This window comes from Mucilaginibacter metallidurans, assembly GCF_003286435.2.
Lineage (GTDB): Bacteria > Bacteroidota > Bacteroidia > Sphingobacteriales > Sphingobacteriaceae > Mucilaginibacter > Mucilaginibacter gossypii.
This window is the reverse complement of sequence record NZ_CP043449.1, coordinates 995,168-1,012,861: the sequence shown is the minus strand read 5'-3', so window position 1 is coordinate 1,012,861 and position 17,694 is coordinate 995,168. Positions and strand designations below refer to the sequence as shown.

Below are 17,694 nucleotides of genomic sequence, written 5' to 3'. Positions count from 1 at the left end.
GTTTTAACAACTGCAATATCACATTTAAATTTAATGTTTAGATTATCGGAAATTGACATTACATTCAGCTTATTTGGCGTGGATATCCCCTATGTCATTGCGAGGAACGAAGCAATCGCACGGAAGCAAGGCCGCCCTATCTAGCATGCGATTGCCGCGCTACGCTCTCAATGACATATTTTTCGCGGGGGTATTTAACTTGTGCCCGGTTGCGTTACAAACGCAAGCCAATTTTAAGCACTCATTATAAATGAGCGCAAGAAATCTTGCTTTTAGATATAGTCCCCTTAAAACAAATCCGGATAATCACTAATCACACCATCAACACCTAAACTTTTGAGTTGTTCAATTTCCTTTTTGGTATTTACTGTCCATGGTAGTACTTTAATCTTTGCATCATGGCATTTCTTTACCAGGTCGGCATCAACCAGTTTATAGTCCGGGCTGTAGATGAAAGGAGTAAAACCAAGATCGGCCATATTATCTTCAAACGATTTTTTGTTTTCGATAAGATAAGAAGTACGCACATCATGATATTTTTTGTGGATGATTTGCAACGTGCGCTTATCAAAAGATTGAATCACCACGTAAGGCAGGATCTTTTTTTCGATCAAAACAACCATCAACTTATCCACAAACTCGTCCGGAGCTGGATTATAAATACCGTCACCTTCGGGTGAGCACTTGGTTTCGATGTTGTAGAACACCGGCTTTTTATGATTTATCTTAATATAATGCTGTACCGAATCAATCAATTCAGACAGCAGCGGCATATAGGTTTTGATCTTTTGCTGGCGCGGAAATTTGCTGTATGGTTTTGAGCCTACATCGTATTTTTTCAAGTCCTCATATGTCATTTTATAGAGGATCAGGTTCTTCGCATCCTCCCTGCTGATTTCCTTGCCATCGGGAGTAAGTGAAAACAGCGGATTAATGTATTCATCATGCGATAAAATCACCTGCCCGTCCGCCGTAATGTGGGTATCCATCTCCAACGTGGTAACAGTGCCAAGGTCGATGGCATTTTTCATGGCGGGGATGGTATTTTCAGGCATCAGTCCCCTGCCGCCGCGATGCGCTTCGGCACTGAATGAAGGAAAATCTGCATTTTTGAATTCCATGTTTTTCACTACAGTAAAACCTGATAACAAGATAAGACTTATTCCGGCAACAAAGTTCAATTTATTTTGCATCTAATTCACTTGAATATTTATTTCCGAAACGATCTGTAGCTTCAACCCTAACTTTCTTAACCGTTGGCTCAAAGTGCGCTACAAACAGGTGCCCAGTTTCATGCGGCTCAACAAAATGACGGCCTGCCGGTAACTGATCACCTTTGTACAAACTTACCGATAAGGGGTCATATCCTTGCTCTTTTGTTAGGGCTCCCATCGGTTTGTCATCTAAATAATACACTACCTTCCACTGTGGGTCATAGTTCCAAACATTGGCGATGAGGCGCATCTGGTCGGTTAGTTTTTCGGCATAAACACTGATCTGGTTTTCGGCCGGTAAACCTGTCGATTTATAATACCATTTCAGCTCGGTACCATTTACAGAATATACACTATAACCGCGCGGGGTACCATCAACGCAAATGGGACCAGTCCACCAGCCACCACATACGGTGCCGTGGTTATGCTCGAAGATATTGTTGTTGATATTATTATCATGATAATGTGTATGGCCCGACATGATATGCACATTACTGAAGCCTTCCAATACTTTATAAAAATCCTGGTTATTTTTCACTTGATTATAAACCGGGATATGCAGGTTAATGATCAGCAACTGATCTTTCTTAACGTATTGCAGATCTTTTGCCAGCCAGTTTAGCTGATCTTCGGTGATATAACCATCATACTCCCGCTCTACGCCCAGGTAGCGAACATTATCCAACACAACGTAATGCGCCTTACCACGGTTAAATGAGTAATAGGTTGGCCCATAGATCTGCTTAAAAGTAACATCAGAGGTTTCATCACCGCCCATGCGGTAGTCCATATCGTGGTTACCTATCGCCTGGAAAAATGGGATTCCCATTTGAGCCACCGCCTCATTATAAGCAGGGAAAAGCTCATGGTTATCCCATACAATATCACCTACACAAATGCCGTGTACCAGTGCGTTTTTACCTAATGATTTTATGGTAGCAATGGTATCGGGAACCGAGGTATCCATCATTTGCTTAACATCTTTTTTGTTTTTCACCTGCGGATCGGCCCAGATAATGAAGTGGTGACTATTATCATCAACTTTTAACGGCTCCAGCTTAAAATCAAAATGCGAACTACCACCTATGTTTTCGTAATGTTTGGCAACATTATAATCTGTTTTAAACTCATAGCCCGATGGCGTGCTCATGAAAATGCTTTTGGCCTTTTCATTGGGAGTAAGCTCGTAATTACCCTTATCATCGGTAAGTACTACCGAAAAACCGTCGGATATTACTACGCCTTTAATTCCTTTTTTGCCTGCGGTGACGCGGCCTTTTACGGTATCACCGGTTAATATTTGTGTAAGTGCATTGGCACGGAGCGATATGAATGCACCGCCGGTTATGAGGCCAACGCCCTGTAAAAATGATCTTCTGTTCATGTAATAATATTTTAACCTCACCTAAATCCTCTCCAAAGGAGAGGACTTAAATAAATATTTGATCCTGTTATATAAAGCCCCTCTCCTTTGGAGAGGGGTTGGGGTGAGGTTTTAATTTTGAATTGTTGTTGCATCTGTAGCCGTTTCAATGGTACTAATTGGCGATGTTAGTGTAAGTGTAACGCTGGTCACTGTGCGGCCGGTTACCCATCTGCCGGTAAGTGCATCATAAACGCCGCCAAGCTGACTGAATAAGCCATCGGTTGGTAAGGTGAGCTTTGAGGTATTGGTACCGCCTCCATAAAAGCCCTGATCAGTACGGGTTACCGGATTAATGGTACTATAGTAATCGGTATTGGTAATGCGGTAGCCAATCTCCGGCGGACCAGCAGAATAAACCGTACCGCCGCCACCGTACATGATAACATCAAGCGGAACGCTTGCGGCACTAACTGTTGTACCCGCAAAAACTGAAACTCCTGCTACGTTACCACTGTTAGCCAGCAGATTGGTAGTTACATTGCCGAAATCAGCACCCGGCACTTCGGCATACATGGTGCTGTTGATCCAGTTGGATGAGCTGATATCTGTTGAGCCTTTGCCCCAGATATTTTTATTACCGCCTACATAAAAGAACTGGCCTTTCTTAACTGTGCCCGACGTTAGGTTAAACTTGTAAGTTTTTGCCAAACCTTGCGCCCAGCCGTTTGCAGGAGCCGGATTAGTACCCGCATTATTACAGGTTACAACAGCGTAATTGGTTACCGCAAAGTCAATGTCCTTAGTTGCCTTGAACTGGATATACTCATAATCAGCATCGCTGCCCGAAGGATTGGTAAGGTATCCGGTTATAATGATTGGCGATGGTTTGGTTGCAGCAAGCGTAAACACATCATCGATAGTACGCGGCCAAAGCTGCATTTTGGTATCGGTGCCTGATGTTATCGCAAACGGAATGCCTGTAAAATTAGCGCTGAACGGTAATTCGGTAGTTGCGAAAGCAGCGTTAGCCTCTGTATGCATTATTATTTTGCCAAAACCGTCATTAAGTGTTTTATCACCCGCGTAAGTTTCGCCCTGTTGGGGCTCCGGGTCGGTTACTGCCTTAGCTATCGTAACCAGTGTACCTTCGTAAACATCGGGCGAAGCCAGCAAGGTTGCTGATGGAACAGATTGTACCTTGATAGGCCTGTTATCGGCAACTTTACTTACTGATGTTTCGGTAAGGCCTTTAACACGCATACTGCCGTTTACTTTGGTAAGTGTAGCGCCCTCAACTTGCACTATTACTGAATCGCCGGGAACATAGTTTGCAGCTGCATTACCTATTTCGAGAGAAATACCCCTAACTGCGTTACGGCGATTGTTTTGCACCACTAATACGCCGGCAGGACTATTACCTGCTGCGGCGTTTGAAATTACTACGCCCACTATTTCCTTTGCTCCGCCCATATTGTTGCTGTTCAGCTCAACATCCGAGCCTTTGTAAATCCCCTTCAGGTCAACAACGGCAATAATCGGGCTTAACGAACCTTCAGCATAGTTATTCTTTTTGCATGAATTTATACCGATGGCTGTTGCAAGCACCAGTGATAAATATATCTTTTTCATTTTATAGATCTCTTAGTTTAAAACCAGTTGATTATTGTTTTTGCCACCAAACCTGCGTGCTGATCTCATCGGCACCCTGTGCAGCCACAGCAGCCTTGTAACTATCAGGATTGGCGGATTGTACATAAACCGGGTATTGCAGCCTTGCCGGCATAATGCCGTTGTTCCTTAAACCATTACCTTTAGGCAATACCGGGTGACCGGTGCGGCGGTACTCAAACCATTGCTCAAAATCGGTGTAAAACATTGAATAGTATTTTTGAACATGGATCATTTCCATCTTTTCATCAAGTGGAGCAGCGTTATCCCAGGTGATGTCGGCGCCTGCTAAATAGGTATCAATAGGCACCGTATATGTCGGGATCCAGAATGTGATGCCCGTCTGTACGCCATTTTTGTAGTAGGTGGCTGCATCTCCGGCTATCCAGCCTTTGGCAGCAGCCTCGGCAAGGATAAACTGTAATTCCGAATAGTTCATGATGTTACCCATCAATGGGTCGTTCATTAACGTAGTAGTTGACGTGGTAGACTGGAAATATGATTTGATACCAACATTTTCGCCAGGCGCATAACCACTTGGGATCCCCTGGATCCCACCCTGGTAACTTGAAATCGACCAGCGATTGTTAACCAATCTCGGATCGGCCCATTTAGCAAGGTTATTTACAAAAAACTCGCAAACGCCGGGTTGCCGCCAGTCCTGTTCACGTACTCCGCCAATAAACGGCGATGTTAAAGCACCGGAGCCTGTCCAACGCAAAACTGCCGAATCATCATTACTTCCCATGATAGGGTAAGCATCAGGGTTGGTGTCAACGATCTGTTTGATCTTAGCTATCACATCAGCCGAAACATCGGCTTTGCCCGATACCCTTAACAACAACCTTAAATAAAGTGTGTTACCAAACTTGCGCCATTTTAAAGCATTGCCGCTAAATACCGGATCACTGCCGGCAACTACGTTTGCCGACGCATTGAGCAGGGTATCTGCTGCTTCCAGGTTTTTGAAAATATCCAGGTAAATATCTTTCTGCTTATCAAACTTAGGCGTAAAGTTTCCGTCCTTGCCTTTATTTGAATCAAAGTAAGGTACATCGCCATAAGTATCAGTAAGTAATGAATATAACCATGACTGGCATATCAGCGAGATCCCCATATAAGTTTTGTTGTAGGTAACCTCCTTGCTGGCAATGGTATAAATATCCTTAAAGTTGGTTAACTGGGTATACCACGCATTCCAGGTAGCATCGGCCCAGGTGCGTTTGATATCATACCTGAACACTTTACCCTCTGAATCGCCGGGGTCAACAGTAACCTGCATCAGCTCATTGTTGAAATTACGGGCGCGAAGCATATTAGTACCCAAAGTATTTACCAGCGCCGGTGCCAGCAATTGCTGCGGCAGGGCGTTTGGCGTGCCGTTGGGATCGGTATTAAGTTCAATAAAATCCTTTTTACATGACGACATTATGCTAACGAACAACATCATCATCGATATAAGTATATATCCGTTCCTTTTCATATTGTTAATTATTAAATGCCAATAACTATGTTAAAACCAAATGTGCGGGTTGATGGAAACTGTGCAATCTCAAATCCCTGCACAATGTCGCTGCCGGAGAGCGTTCCAAATTCAGGGTCGAAGATTGGCCACTTTGTCCAGATGTACAGGTCGCGGCCGTACACGCCTACTGTAGCCCGCGTTAAACCAAGGCGTTTAACCAAACGCGGGCTCAGTGAATAATCAAACCTTGCCTCGCGAAATTTCAGGAAGTTGGTTGAAAACGTGTTGCCTTCAGCATTGTCAATACCATAGTGTGAGCGGTAGTAGCCATCGATATCGGTTGCGATAACGTCGTTTGGCCTGTAGCTGCCATCGGCATTTTGAATAACACCTTTGCCGATGATACCGTTATACCTGCCCGGCAGCGTGAGCGTTGTTTTACCCTGCTCGGCCAGTTTGTAATTTGAAAGCGAATAGGATACACCACCAACCTGGGCATCAAATAACAGGTGCAGGTTAAATTGTTTATACCTGAAATCATGCCCCATGCTTGCTTTCCATTTAGGGATAGTATTGCCCAGATAAACCAGGTCGTTTGATAGTTTGGCAAACCCTGTCGATTCGTCATATACTATCTGCCCGTCGGGCGAGCGTAAATAACCACGGCCATACATATCGCCCATGCTGCCGCCTACCCTTGCAACAATCTGGCCGCCGCCTGTAGGACCGTTGCGCAATACAACCGCGCTATCGGCAAGCTGTTCAATGGTATTTTTATTGGCGCTGAAGGTTGCAGTAACATTCCAGCTAAACACGTTGGCTTTGCGGATGGGGGTTCCGTTTAATGAAATTTCAATTCCCTTGTTGCTTACCTTACCAACGTTGATAACTGCCTGGCTGTAGCCGGATGATTGATCTACAGTACGACTAAGGATCTGGTTTTTAGTATTGCCGCTATATAAAGCAATATCAAAACCTAAACGGTTGTTGAACATCCTTGTTTCGGCACCAATTTCTAATGTAGTGGTGCGTAAAGGCTTCAGATCGGGGTTTGACAGCGTACGCGGATTTTGCAAACCACCTGCATAAGTGCTACCTGCCGATACATAATTAAATGAGGTTTGATAAGGATTTGTTGTACCACTACCAACACCTGCAAGCGATGCCCTCACTTTTGCATAGTCAATAAATTTAGGCAGCTTGAATGCTTCAGATGGCAAAAAGCTCATGCTTGCCGATGGATAGAAGAAACCAACCTGATCGGTACGGTTCGCAGTAGCCAGTGTACTGATCCAGTCCTGGCGGGCTGTTAAATCCACATACAAATAATCTTTAAAAGATGTAGATAACAAGCCGTAAAAGCTATTGATAGCATATTTTGATTTATATGGCAGCGTAACCAGTGGACCAGCATTATTAGCCATTGAATATACGCCCGGATATACCAGCGAATCGGCGCGTACCTCATCGCGGTTATAATTATTGCGCAGCATGCTGCCGCCTGCAGTAGCAGTTATATTAACATCGTGCGTTATTTTCTTGTTGTATTTCAACAGGAAATCGGCACCCTGCTCTTCTGAATAGATATTTTGCGTACGATATGAGCCTTTAGGATATTTGGTACCGGCATCATACGGACGTTGTTGTGCACGTTGCTCATAACCCATATCTAAAGTAGCACGAACTTGTACGCTAAACTCTTTTGTTACATTGTAAAGTGCTTCAACGTTTCCGGTAACTGAGTTGCGGTTTGATTTATTGATAAACTCGTAAGATACTGCGTAAGGGTTTTCAGGAAACGAACTGAAAGGGTAAAATATAGCTTTACCATCCTGGCCGTTTTTCCAGTAGTTCTTCAACCAGTTTAAATTGGCATTGGGCTGCCAGAAAATAAACCAGTACATCAGTGACTGGTTACCATAGCCCGCCCCCGGTAAGTTATCGCTGTTTTTATTATTGTAATTTACTTTTGCATTGATGGTTAACTTATCATTGATTTTGGAGTTAACTGATAAAGCAATGCTGTTACGGGTGTACCCTGTATTCGGCGTAATCCAGTGATTGGTAACGTTGGTTGCCGAGAAACGGGCCGTTGTTTTATCGCTGCCGCCGTCAACGCTTACCGAATTGGTAAAAGTTTGGCCAACATCAAAAAAATCACGGATCTGGTTTTTGTATGGCACCCATGGCGTACGTGTTATGCTTTGCTTTTGTGTAACCGAATCCAACTGATAAAAAAGCTGGCCATCAAATTTAGGGCCGTAAGCCGAGCTTGTCGAGCTGGTGCTTGCACCATCTGGCCCTGCCCCGTATGAATAATAACGGGAACCCGCCGTACCTTGTCCGTATTCATATTGCAGATCGGGCCAGCGGTTTACGCTTTCAAGGCTCGCATTTGAGTTAAAGGTAATTCCCAAACCACTATGTTTTTTACCTGATTTTGTGGTAATGATAATAGCACCATTGGCACCTCGCTGACCATAAAGCGCAGCAGCACCCGGGCCTTTCAATACCGTTACCGTTTCAATGTCCTCTGGGTTGATGTCGTTCAGGTTGCTGCCATAATCGGCAGGCATGTTATCGCTGCTGGTACCATAAGCCGATTCGCCGGAGTTGCTTGTGCGCCTGCCGCTGCCCTGGTTAATTACCACACCGTCAACCACTATCAGGGCTTCGTTATCACCAGTAAGGTTATTTTCGCCACGCAGGATAATTTTGTTTGATCCTGCCGGGCCGCTGTTTGAACGGATGAGGTTTAAACCCGCCACCTTGCCCGATAACGCGTCAGTCCAGTTACCGGCAAGAGCGCCGGTTAGCTGATCACCTTTAATAACCGGTGCCGAATAACCCAAACTTTTATCTTCCCTTTTTATACCAAGTGCCGTTACCACAACCTCGTTAAGTTTATTATCGGCCGGGCTAAGCGTGATGTTTAAAACAGTGTTTGCATTTGAGCTAACACTTACGTTCTGAATCCTTTTTGTTTCGTACGAGATAAAGCTTGCCTCGACCGTATAAGTACCCGGCACAATATTTAACGTGTATGAACCGTCAACACCGCTGATAGCTGTAGCCCCGGTCCCCGGAACCCTCACAGTAGCACCGGGAAGTGGTTCTGATTTTTCATCAACCACTTTCCCTCTAATGCTACCCCTATCCTGTGTTTTTGCAATGATGAGGATATTTCGTTCGCCTGCCGCTCTGTATGTGCAGGTAGTTCCTTTTAAAAGCAGGTCGAGTGTTTCGCCTAAAGAGCGCTCTGCTTTTGTTACGTGTACTTTGCGTTTGTCATCAAGCAGGCTATTGTTATAGCTGATAGAGATATCGCCTGATTTTTCAATTTGCAGAAAGGCATCCTTGAGCATGGTACCCTCGGCACCAAACGTGATCCTTTTGTTTATTACTGTTTGAGCCTTAGCGTTTATGCCGCCAAAAGGCAATTGTAAAAAGAACAGCATGGTTAATAACCATAACTTTTTCATATATTTACTTTAATTTATACTTGTCTAACCGTGAGTTTAAATTGTCAAAATTCTGAAGCCTGGGGTTGTTACCAGCAACGTCCAGGCTTTTACCAATAGCCGGGTAAATACTATTTCATTATGCTTCCTCCTTTTTGATTATTGTTTGAAATAAATAGCTGATTGCCTTTTTGCGTGTAGCCCAATCCGGCTAACGCGCTGAGGGTTTCCATGGCATCTGTCAATGTCATTCCCCTTAATTTGGCTGTAAGCCTTACATTGCCCAAATCATGTTCTGTAAACCTGATCTTAACGCCGTAATGATGCTCAAGCGAAGCGGCTATCTCACTGTAAGTTGTATTATAGAAAACAAATTCGTTATTGATCCACGAGCTTACTGATGATGCATCAGTGTTGTTAAAAGTGTAGATACCGTTTTGGGTGTTGATGCTGATCGCTTCGTTCTTTACCAGGTATTTAACCATTTGGGGTTGCCCATGTACATTGGCCATTACCCCTACTTTACCGCTTTGCACGGTTACGGCCACTTTATGATCGGCCAGGTAGGCTTTAATATTAAATGAAGTACCCAATACCACTGTTGTGATATCGCCGCTTTTAACTATAAATGGTTTAGCCTGATGGACCACATCAAAAAAAGCTTCGCCATTAAGCATTACATCACGTTTTTCGCCGCTAAAGTTTTTGGCGTATCTGAGTTTGCTACCACCACCCAGATAAACTGTCGAGCTATCTGGCAGTATTATTTTTGAATGCTTGCCATCAACATTACTGATCTCTTCGTAAACCAAAGCCGGTGATTGTTTGAAATACATATATCCAAACCAACCGGTAGTACAAATGAGCAGGCAGGCAGCAGCGTAAGCTATCCAGTTAAATTTAGAACTGCGTTTAATTACCGGTATCTGGGGTTGGGTTATATGCGCATTGATCCTGGCCCAGCTGCTTTCGGCATGTTCGGGCTGTTTAAAATATGTTTTGGATGCTTCCAGGATCTGGATGGTTTCACTAAACTGGGCAAGGTTTTCGGGGCTTTCCTCAATCCATTCCTGCAATTGCGTTAAGCCATCATCGCTGATGGTTTTTTCAAAATATTCAACTATTAAGCGGTAACTATTATCTTCCATTAAATCTGTCTCTGCAATAAAGACTGATTTTACGTAGCCGATACGTAGCGAAAAAAGTTAAGTTTACGTTAAGAAATCATTAACCCTCAGAAGTGAAATTGTGCTGCCCTTTTAACAGCTGACGAAGTTTTTTGATAGACTGGTAAAGTGTAGTTTCAACCGTACGCACAGAGATACCGAGCACTTTGGCTATCTCGTTTTTGTTGAGATTATCGATACGGCTCATGAGCAGCACCTGCCTCTGACTGGTTGGTAACGTATCAATAAGGTTTAAAATTTTATTGTACGATTCGCGGCCCGAAAGGATTTTGAAAGGATTATCCCTGTCTTTTAACACGTGTCCCTGCAGGTCGATATCTTCGATAGAATGTACCGGATCTTTCTTTTTTTGGATATAATTTAAGGAGAGGTTTTTGGCAGCAACAAACAAGTAACTCTTTACATTAAGGATTGCAGTACCGCGGTTATCCCAAAGTTTAATGAAAAGATTAGCGGTAATCTCTTCGGCAACGGTATAGTCTTTAGTGTACACCGTGCACAGCTGGCATAAGGTTTTGTAATAACGGTTAAAAAGAGTTTCAAGGGCAACGGGGTTGCTTTGCTGGATAAGCCCCATCAACGCTTCATCAGTAAGTGCAGGGTACATGCCAAAGAGTTGTTTTGGCCCAAATGTAAGACTGTCATGTTAGCATAATGTTAACAGACGACAAAACCTTTATTACCGAAAAACCTGACAATAGCTATTAAGCTATTCTATGATCAGGTTTTTTGATTGAGATGTAAGTTTTCTATAAGGATTTTCAAAAAAAAGTTTCACATAATCAGTCCCATCTACACTAAAACCCGGAGCATGCCCCCTGTTATGGATGATCAATAATTGGCTATTAGGCATATACCGTTTTATCAACCTGTTATAAAACGGCCTGCAATCAGGGTCGACGTCACCTGCCGAAATTAATGCCGGTACTGTAGAATAAACAGGCTGCTTTGCTATAGCACGTTCAGCCTTCACCTTCCAACAATTGCATATAGCATGATTTACATCATTAAACGGATACCCGGCCAACCACGGTAGTACCAAATGTTGTTGTGCTTCCAATTTAGGATCATCGTATGAAATTTGTTCAGAACAATAAACAGAATACCTCATACCCAGTGATACGCTTGAATTACCCGCGAAATAGCCATCAAACTCCTCCTGTACATATTTATCATGACGGCCTTCAATTAAATCAATCATTACCGCAGGCACCGTGCTAACCTGCCGGGAGTTCATCCGGCCTATTATTGCATCGAGTAGTTCGTTTTTTGTATAAGTGAGATTATTAGCTTGCTTGTTTCCTTTTTCCTGATAAGCTATGGTATACTTCTTCCCGGTGATAGCGCTGAAGTATTGATGGAACTTCGTTCTTAAATTTTTATATTTCGTGGCAGAGGAATCCGTTTTGCAATTATGAAATACCTGCTCAAGCGCTTCATTGATATTAAATAAAGCGTGCTCCTCAAAATTTACGTAACCGGGGAGCGGTGAATTCAAAAGCAACGCCCGAACGCCCTCAGGATGGTTTCGCGCCATGGTAAGCATCAGGCCGCCACTGTAGGATATACCAACCAGGTTAAGCGAATCAATATTTAAGGCTAACCTTAAATCATTTATATCCTCTGCGCTTTCAATAGTATTGTAGGCTGATAGGTCGACACCCTGTTTTGTAAACCGGTTTCGGCATTGGGTAACGGCCTGACATACGAGGCTATCTTTATTTTTCCCTTCCCTGTAACTGTGTTTGATGGCCGCTGCTACTTCCATACAATCCAGGCATGGCAGCGCCCGCTTTGTTCCGCGTTGGTCAAAAGCAATAAAGCCACCGTAGGCCAACCAGCCGGAGTCATAACCTATGCTATCGATATTACCTGTAGTGCTATAACCCGGTCCCCCTGTAGTGTAAAGTGAGATGTTTTTGCGTGCATCCTGATCCGGCCTACGTACAAATAAAAACGGGATCTTCACTTTGCGCCCTGCCGGTTTACTTCTATTTTCCGGTACAACAAGGTAACCTGTTTTTAAAACAAGCCTTGGGTCTGCCTTAACCAACCCGGGGTAAGGCTCTAATACCGGTTTGTATTTCTGGCTATAAGCTTTTTGAATAAGAAAAGTAGCGCCAAATAATATGATAAGGAATGTTTTCATGACCGTTGTTTAGCTTACAAAGAAAGCGATCTGCCTTACCCGTTAAAAGTAAAAAACGGACAAATTAAAATTGATGCTTGGTTATCCTTTGACCGGTAAGGTTGATAACGTCCTTATAAAAATGGCTCAAATCATAATATCCATAATCTATCGGAACAAAGCTTTCTCTGTTATTTACAAATGCTGTTAATGCATTTCTGCCCCGCACAATTGAGAAATAATTTTTAGGCGGAGTGCCAATCACCCTGTTGAAATACCGATTGATAGTTTTAGAAGTAATGAACAGCCTCTCAGCAACTTTTGATGTATTCAACTGCATGCCAGTAGCCTGATATTCGCCAATGCTGTCGTTAACAATTTTAACATAATGATCCTGGCTTACCTGTTTAATGAGCTTCTCTAACAAAAATGATTCAACAATGATTACACGCTCCTCGAAACTTACAGGCCGTTTTACTTTTTGAAGCAGTTCCCAGGGCAAAATTTGATTAAGGTTAATGATCTTGTCAATAACTGGGACTTGATTTAGACCTAAAACGGCTTCTAAACCGCCCGGATTAAATTTAACCGTGAATATATTATCGGCAGGTAGTTTATGCCTGGTAACGTCCTCATTTCTCAATATTAAAACATCTTGCTGCTCCCTTACATGATACCGGGTATTCTTCAAATCAATATAATAGGGCGAACCAAGGTTGATATAAAAAGTAGGTGTCCAACTTGGGAACATCTTCACCGATGAAAACTCATTTTTTACGTACTGTGCAGATAAATCTAAAACTGATTGTGAATAAAATTCGATATAGTTAGCCAGCTCTTCGCAAGGTGTGCTGAACCTGTATATTTTACGGATATTCTGAAATATCTCAACCATTGTATGAAACTAACTATATCCGTAAAAATAATTGTTTTAATTAAGATACCACGTATACAGCGATATGAAAGCCGGGCATATACTATCCGTACAAAACAAAAATGGCCACCACAAAGGCACCTGCCGTAGCCACGCTCTTTATGACAACCATTTTAATAATAGCAATATTCGTATCTATGGCAAAAAGAACACCTCTTTCAAAGGCACACTCACGGGCGAATGATCGGCATTAGTATCCATGATATCGGCCATGTATAACCACCATTTTTTCATAATAGGGCTATCAGGCAAATGATCAAGGGCTTCCTGATCTTCAACATCCATTACGCCAAAAAGCCAGTGCGTGTCCTCATCTAAAAAAATAGAATAATTACTGATCCCCACATCTTTAAGCAAACTGCTCAATTCGGGCCAAATGGCATCATGCCTCGCCTTGTATTCGGCGGTTTGCCCTTCGTGAAGCTTCATTTTAAACGCTACTCTTGCCATTGTAAATAGTATTTATATTATTAAAAGAGCTTAAGGCTTAAAGCGAAAAGCTCAAAGCTTTTATTAGTTTATTTCTCCGATACACATAAAAAGGCTTTGAGCCTTAAGCTTTCGGCTTTAAGCTTATTTAAGATTTTACCACATCCAATATCGGTTTATCGACGCAGGATAACTGATCTTGCTCAGGTTTTAACAGCTCAAGCACCTCAACATCATTATATCCTTTTTTCAACCACTCAACCGGCAGGTATAAGGTTTGCTGCGGACCAATGCCCCAGTACCGGCCAAGGTTGTGGCCATTTACCCATACCACACCTTTTCCCCAGTTGCTCATATCAAGGTAAGTGTCACCCACTTTATCCAGCGTAAATCCACCTTTCCTGATAACCGGCGATTCTACATTTTGCTTTGCAGCGGAGAATTTCACGGTGCTTAGATCATGAAACGGCAGCGAATACATTTTCCAATGCTGCACTTCTGTTCCGTTTAAAAGCACCTGTTGAGTGATCCCTTTTTTATTTTGCAAAAGATACTTACCGAAGTTGATGCGGCCAAGGTTTTCCACCAAAATATCAAGCGTTACTTTACCTGCCGGAAGTTTTAGATACAGGCTATCCTGATTAAGCCTACGGTCGAGCGTGCCTACTTTTTTACCGTTAATCATGATCACAGCATAGTCCCTAAGCTCTTTTAGTTTGAGCTGTCCGCTTTTGCTTTCGTTTAAAACAGTTCGGTACAACACAAAGCCATAGTCCTGGTGTAGGTCTTCAAACGTAAGCGGACTTAGATTTTCTTTAACAGCGGGCAGAGTATTTAATAAACTTACCGATTGTGTTAGTTTAACAGCAGGAATTGTGATTACCGGTTTGGCTGCCGGCACATCCGGCAATTGCATACCGGCAGGCAAATGCTTACGGATCACCTGCCTGAACTGCATAAATTTCGGGGTAGCATTACCTGCCTCATCTAAGGGTGCATCATAATCATAGCTGCTCGTTTGCGGTTCATAAGGCGAGGTATCTTTAAAATTAGCACCATTCATGAACGCACGGGTAGTACCGCCATGAAACATGTACATGTTGATAGAAATCCCTGCTGCCAACACAGAATCAAGCCTACCTGCATAACGTTCGGCAGGGATGGTGTGGTGAGCAGTTCCCCACCAGTCGAACCAGGCCGGGTACCACTCGGCAATATAATATGGGCCCTTCCCATCGTGATTTTCGTTGATGATCTTTTTAACCTTTGCAGGATTATCAAGGCCGTTAATAGCAGGCAATAATCCTGGCAAGTGACCGGCTACCAAATCGGGAGCAGGATCGCAGGTGTACAGCAATCCGTCAAAACCGGCTTCTTTAAATAGTTTTTGATTAATACCTAAATACTCTTTATCGCTGCCGTATGAGCCGTACTCATTTTCAATTTGTACCATCAGGATATTACCGCCGTGATTTATCTGCATCGGTGCCAATTGCTTTCCTACCTCTTTGATGTAGTTCTCATACTCTTTAAGGTATTGCGCCTCTTTACTGCGTACTTCAAGGCCTTTTTCGTTCTGCAGCCAATAAGGATATCCGCCAAACTCCCACTCGGCACATACGTAAGGGCTTGGGCGAAGGATTACCCACAGACCTTCCTGCTGAGCTATGCGTACAAATTCGGCTACATCGTTATTACCGGTAAAATCAAACTTGCCTTTTTGTGGCTCGTGCAGGTTCCAGAAAACATAGGTGCCAATGGTATTTAAGCCCATTGCCTTAGCCATTTTCATGCGGGCGCGCCAGGCTTCGCGCGGTACGCGGGGATAATGCATTTCGCCCGAGATCATCTGGAAAGGTTTCCCGTCAAGCAGGAAAGCCTCATCGCCCAGCGCAAAGGTATGTTTGGGTACCTGGCAAAAGCCCGCTATGCTGAAGCATAAAAATAATGTTAAAAAAGATATTTTAATTTTTTTCATTGTGATGCGCTATCTGTTCAGCGCTTCTGCGCTTTTTTGTTTGTAATAGTTTTGAAGAATATAAAAAGCTTTCTTTTTGTTGCCTTTATCATCATAAAGACCCTTGCGGTTCCAGCCTTCCTGGTACAGTGGGTTATTTCGTTTCGGCGACCGGAAATCGGCCATTACCCATGGTGACAGGCCCACGAAATTTGCAGGCATCCGCTTAAACATAGCCGCCTGCTCCTTAAAATACCACTCCTGGTACTCCTCGCTAAAGCGGGTCAATGAATCGGCATGAAAACCGGTTTTAGCTTCGGCCCCGGTTTCGCTGATAAATAAAGGTTTATTGTATGGCGTGATCCAGTTTGTAGTGCGGCATTTATCAGGCAGGCCGCCATACCAGCCAAGGTATTCGTTAAAAGCAACGAGGTCAACAAACTCGCCCAGTGGGTCATCCACCACATTCAAATCCTTACCCGAACCATAGTTCACCTCAAGCGCAGCTGAAACCAGGCGCGTATCATCCAGTTGTTTGGCCTTGATAATCAGATCATGCATAAAATTCGTACGTGTTGGGCTCACCGGTGTTTCGTTCCCAACCGACCAGATAATGATACTGGCGCGGTTATGATCGCGTGTAATCATTTCACTAAGCTGCGCTTTTGCCTTTTCAAGTACTGCTGCGTTGCCAAAGTCAATCGTCCAGTAAACCGGGATCTCCGACCAAACCATAATACCCAGCGAGTCGGCCAGGCGGGTTATCTTTTCATCATGAGGATAATGTGCCAGCCTAACCATATTGCAGCCAAGTTCATGCGCCTGGGTTAACAATTGTTCAGCATCCTGCTGGGTGTAAGCCCTTCTCAAGTCCTGTGGTATTTCGCCATGGATACAAATCCCACGCAAAAACACAGGCTTGCCGTTTAGCAATAACTGCGGACCATGTGCCTCAATGGTGCGGAATCCGATTTTATCCTCAGTTTTATCGGCACTGGTACTTATAATAACCTTATACAGCTTAGGTATTTCGGGTGACCATAGCTGCACCTTTGGCAATTTAAAGCTAACCTGCGTAAGTTTGCCTGTGGCAGCAAACTGCTTACTAAACTTGAGCTCGGGTATTTGTACGGTGATATTTTGACCAGTTGGCGGAGTATCGCTCAGTTTAACCCATCCGCTTACCTCCGGTTGTTTTGCAGGAGCCGCACCATTAACAGGCTTTTTAAGCTGGATTAAAAAATCGCGGATATAAGTTGCCGGTACTTCAACCAGTTTTACATCGCGAGTTATACCACCGTAGTTCCACCAGTCGGTATTGAGGGTAGGTACCTCATCGGCGTAGCGTTTATTATCAGCCTTAACCACCAACAGGTTATCCTTTTCTTTAAGCAGCCCGGCAGGTACTTCAAAATTAAAAGGCGTAAAACCACCTTTGTGCATCCCCAGCTTTTTACCGTTCAGGTATACATCGGCCCTATAATTTACCGCACCAAAATAAAGGTACTGCCTGCCGCCATTGGCCGGTTTAACGTAGTCGAACGATTTTTTATACCAGATAGTTCCTTCGTAATAAGTAAACTCCGGCTTTTGATGGTTCCAGTCGCCGGGTACATCAATGCTATATTTATCGATATAGCCGTGCTCCTTTTTCTCAGTTTTATTAGCCGGAATGCCGCTGTTCCAATAGGCATCGCCATTTTTTTCGTTGAGCTCCTTATACCGATAATCATAAAACCCGGTTTCGTACGGATCAACAATGTATTGCCATTTGCCGTTCAGATCAAGTGCTTTACGGCTTTGAATATTGGTAATGAGACTGTCTTGAGCGGTCGCCGTACAGGTAACGAACAGCAGGCAGCATAAGCTTATGAAGTTTCGCATG

12 protein-coding genes are annotated in these 17,694 nt (G+C 43.5%); all 12 read right to left on the bottom strand.

Features of this window, described 5'->3' with window-relative positions:
- Positions 1-287 precede the first annotated feature (287 nt).
- A complete protein-coding gene (locus DIU38_RS04335) occupies positions 288-1,121 on the bottom strand; it encodes a glycerophosphodiester phosphodiesterase family protein (protein ID WP_243770815.1) in 834 nt (277 codons plus the stop codon).
- Positions 1,122-1,182: 61 nt separating this feature from the next.
- A complete protein-coding gene (locus DIU38_RS04330; RefSeq protein ID WP_112654148.1) occupies positions 1,183-2,598 on the bottom strand; it encodes a calcineurin-like phosphoesterase C-terminal domain-containing protein in 1,416 nt (471 codons plus the stop codon).
- 111 nt (positions 2,599-2,709) lie between these two features.
- Complete coding sequence (locus tag DIU38_RS04325; RefSeq protein ID WP_112654149.1) at positions 2,710-4,209, bottom strand: DUF5689 domain-containing protein; 1,500 nt, start codon at positions 4,207-4,209, stop codon at positions 2,710-2,712.
- 31 nt (positions 4,210-4,240) lie between these two features.
- Positions 4,241-5,731: a SusD/RagB family nutrient-binding outer membrane lipoprotein gene (locus DIU38_RS04320; protein ID WP_112654150.1), complete on the bottom strand. Its 1,491-nt coding sequence runs from the start codon at positions 5,729-5,731 to the stop codon at positions 4,241-4,243.
- Positions 5,732-5,742: 11 nt separating this feature from the next.
- Entirely contained in the window at positions 5,743-9,195 is a 3,453-nt protein-coding gene (locus tag DIU38_RS04315; RefSeq protein ID WP_243770816.1) for a SusC/RagA family TonB-linked outer membrane protein, read from the bottom strand.
- Between the two features lie 110 nt (positions 9,196-9,305).
- Complete coding sequence (locus tag DIU38_RS04310; RefSeq protein ID WP_112654151.1) at positions 9,306-10,322, bottom strand: FecR family protein; 1,017 nt, start codon at positions 10,320-10,322, stop codon at positions 9,306-9,308.
- A gap of 79 nt (positions 10,323-10,401) precedes the next feature.
- Positions 10,402-10,968, bottom strand: coding sequence for an RNA polymerase sigma factor (locus tag DIU38_RS04305; protein ID WP_112654152.1), 567 nt, complete (start codon positions 10,966-10,968; stop codon positions 10,402-10,404).
- Positions 10,969-11,070: 102 nt separating this feature from the next.
- Complete coding sequence (locus DIU38_RS04300) at positions 11,071-12,510, bottom strand: alpha/beta hydrolase (protein ID WP_112654153.1); 1,440 nt, start codon at positions 12,508-12,510, stop codon at positions 11,071-11,073.
- 64 nt (positions 12,511-12,574) lie between these two features.
- A complete protein-coding gene (locus tag DIU38_RS04295) occupies positions 12,575-13,384 on the bottom strand; it encodes a helix-turn-helix domain-containing protein (protein WP_112654154.1) in 810 nt (269 codons plus the stop codon).
- Positions 13,385-13,558: 174 nt separating this feature from the next.
- On the bottom strand, positions 13,559-13,873 hold the full coding sequence (rhaM, locus tag DIU38_RS04290; protein WP_090532916.1) for an L-rhamnose mutarotase: 315 nt from the start codon (positions 13,871-13,873) through the stop codon (positions 13,559-13,561).
- A 127-nt stretch (positions 13,874-14,000) separates the two neighbouring features.
- A complete protein-coding gene (locus DIU38_RS04285) occupies positions 14,001-15,830 on the bottom strand; it encodes a glycoside hydrolase family 35 protein (RefSeq protein WP_112654155.1) in 1,830 nt (609 codons plus the stop codon).
- A gap of 9 nt (positions 15,831-15,839) precedes the next feature.
- Positions 15,840-17,693, bottom strand: coding sequence for a glycoside hydrolase family 2 protein (locus tag DIU38_RS04280; protein WP_112654156.1), 1,854 nt, complete (start codon positions 17,691-17,693; stop codon positions 15,840-15,842).
- Position 17,694: the final 1 nt, after the last annotated feature.

Coding starts and splice junctions, on each gene's coding strand:
- DIU38_RS04335 (WP_243770815.1), bottom strand. CDS start 1,121: ATGGAATTCAAAAATGCAGATTTTCCTTCATTCAGTGCCGAAGCGCAT.
- DIU38_RS04330 (WP_112654148.1), bottom strand. CDS start 2,598: ATGAACAGAAGATCATTTTTACAGGGCGTTGGCCTCATAACCGGCGGT.
- DIU38_RS04325 (WP_112654149.1), bottom strand. CDS start 4,209: ATGAAAAAGATATATTTATCACTGGTGCTTGCAACAGCCATCGGTATA.
- DIU38_RS04320 (WP_112654150.1), bottom strand. CDS start 5,731: ATGAAAAGGAACGGATATATACTTATATCGATGATGATGTTGTTCGTT.
- DIU38_RS04315 (WP_243770816.1), bottom strand. CDS start 9,195: ATGAAAAAGTTATGGTTATTAACCATGCTGTTCTTTTTACAATTGCCT.
- DIU38_RS04310 (WP_112654151.1), bottom strand. CDS start 10,322: ATGGAAGATAATAGTTACCGCTTAATAGTTGAATATTTTGAAAAAACC.
- DIU38_RS04305 (WP_112654152.1), bottom strand. CDS start 10,968: ATGTACCCTGCACTTACTGATGAAGCGTTGATGGGGCTTATCCAGCAA.
- DIU38_RS04300 (WP_112654153.1), bottom strand. CDS start 12,510: ATGAAAACATTCCTTATCATATTATTTGGCGCTACTTTTCTTATTCAA.
- DIU38_RS04295 (WP_112654154.1), bottom strand. CDS start 13,384: ATGGTTGAGATATTTCAGAATATCCGTAAAATATACAGGTTCAGCACA.
- rhaM (WP_090532916.1), bottom strand. CDS start 13,873: ATGGCAAGAGTAGCGTTTAAAATGAAGCTTCACGAAGGGCAAACCGCC.
- DIU38_RS04285 (WP_112654155.1), bottom strand. CDS start 15,830: ATGAAAAAAATTAAAATATCTTTTTTAACATTATTTTTATGCTTCAGC.
- DIU38_RS04280 (WP_112654156.1), bottom strand. CDS start 17,693: ATGCGAAACTTCATAAGCTTATGCTGCCTGCTGTTCGTTACCTGTACG.